Below are 2,144 nucleotides of genomic sequence, written 5' to 3'. Positions count from 1 at the left end.
ACATCCGTGTTCTTAAGCCGCCGACAGGCCGCTGAGAACGCCGACACCGCCGACGATGTCGAACAGTTCTTCATCGGACAGCAGGTTGATGGTCACCTTTTCGAACTTCATGGTTTCACCTCCTCGTATTCACAGATGGGTATGGACTCCACCTTCGGTGGTCGCGAAACCAGCCGAGGCGGAAGACTTCGAGAACCGCGAACCCCCGCAGGGGATTTGCGGCGATAATTCTCGGGAAGATCTTGTGTGAGTGGTTCGTGCTTCCACCACGCTAGGTTCACCACCACAGCTTCGGCAACGCTTTGTTGATAGCTATCAGTCATGACCGCACTTCGCGGCGGTGAAATGACTGTCCGGGCCGGACAGTGGCCGACAGCTTCGCAAGTAGTTGTGGGCAGCCCACTTTCGTGCTGCGGCGCCCTTTCGATTCAAGTACCGGACGACGGACGGGTGGTTGCCGATTCGACAAGACGGAGCTATCCACTATTGCGTAGATCACATTTTCCGGAGGAACCGTCCGGGGTTTCCGAGCGTCTAGGTAAGTGAACAGACCAACTATGCGTGGGATCGCGTCGTGAGCCCACGGGATGGTCGAGATTGGGGGAGACACAGTGGACGCATCAACAATTGCACCGACGCAGACGATCAACGGAACACGCTCAGCCCGAGAGGAGTTCGCCCATCGACTCGATTCACTACATCGAGCAGCCGGGTCCCCTTCGCTGCGAAGTGTTGCTCTGTCAGTGCGGCGACACGCGGAAAGGGCCGATGGATCAAATCGTGCGGCACCAGCTTCGTTCCAGCGAATAAGTGACTGGAAGGCCGGGCGGAGCCTTCCCGCCCGTTTCGAAAGCCTGGTTCCGGTCTTGCGCTTTCTGACGGTGCGTGCACGCAGGCAGGTGGACGTACCCGCAGATCTGATGAGTCACCGTGCCTGGCGAATTCTGTGGACGAAGGCGCGAAACTCGGTCGCGGAGGACCGCCCCACACCCTCCGATCGGCCGAATCCGCATCAACCGACGTCAGCGTCTCTCACCGGACAGGTGTCCGCAATCCGGTCACTGCTCGATATGCTCGACGAGCTGGTTCGTTCTCAAGGCTCCAATACGGTCAACATCGCGCCAGATGCCAGCGCGGCCAGATCGCGACGAGTGGTCCTCCGCCTTCCGCTCTCGCCGACGTGACGCCTGGACAAGCGGGATCCCGCGCGCCTCGACGGCGGAGCTCGGCCTCCGCGACCTCGGTCTACTGAGCGAATCGCTGGCCGAGTATCGTCGTTTCCGCTGGAAACTCGCGATCGGCGATCAATACGGGGGGCGATTCGAGGGGCTCACGGCCTCGTAGTTCGAGAACATCTACCCACCCGTCGCGTACCGGTCTCTTCGACTCGGAGTCTTCGAATGAGTCTGAGGGCCGGTAGCGGTCGTCCTCGACGGAGGTAACAACTCGGTCCGCCGGCCGACCCGCATACAGGACGAACGCTACCGCCGTTAACGACGATCGCCGATCGCGAGTACTCGCCGAATCAGTCGGATCGCGTCATCATTGATCGCGGTCTGTAGCCCTTCGATCCCGGCAACCCGGGTGGCATAGCGCTCAACGGTGGCAGCGTGGGAACGCAACAGCCGCAGAGCAACCTCGAAGTCATCGTCACCGCGTCGGCAATACGAGAACGACCCGACCAATCGGATCGATCGGCGGAATATGTCACGCAGCGGAATAGGTAGTCCCACAGCAGGGTGGTAAGCGTTCTGCACGATGATCGTACCGCCGTCGGTCACCAGCCACAGCGCGAGTTCCAGCGGAGCTGAATCGGCACCAGAAGCCGCGTCGACCACGACGTCGAAACTCGCCTGCATGGCCGACGTCTTCGGCGAACTTCGGACCGAGGGCACCGGATCGTCTGGCCGGAAGAGAGTAACGCCGTTTCGGCCCAGAATCGTGACCTGCCAACCGAGCGAATCGGCATAGAGCGCAGTCAACAAGCCGACAACTCCCGCGCCTACGACGGCGAGCCGTCCCAAATTTCCGAGTGAATTGCACCGAAGGCCGTGGACCGCAACCGCGGCGGGGTCGGTCAGCACGGCACACAGCGGATCCATTCCCGTCGGCACGGCGTGTAGGTTGCGCTGAGGAACCACGAC

Annotated in this window: 1 protein-coding gene; it reads right to left on the bottom strand. The window is 61.2% G+C overall.

Annotation, left to right across the window (positions count from 1 at the left end; all coding sequences use genetic code 11):
* Positions 1 to 1,490: 1,490 nt before the first annotated feature.
* Positions 1,491 to 2,084, bottom strand: coding sequence for a hypothetical protein (locus ACFWF3_RS33345; RefSeq protein WP_379317922.1), 594 nt, complete (start codon positions 2,082 to 2,084; stop codon positions 1,491 to 1,493).
* Between the last annotated feature and the right edge of the window lie 60 nt (positions 2,085 to 2,144).

Source organism: Nocardia sp. NPDC060220 (genome assembly GCF_042727815.1).
Taxonomy (GTDB): domain Bacteria; phylum Actinomycetota; class Actinomycetes; order Mycobacteriales; family Mycobacteriaceae; genus Nocardia.
The sequence above is the reverse complement of the archived record's forward strand: the minus strand, read 5'-3'. Positions and strand labels throughout refer to the sequence as shown.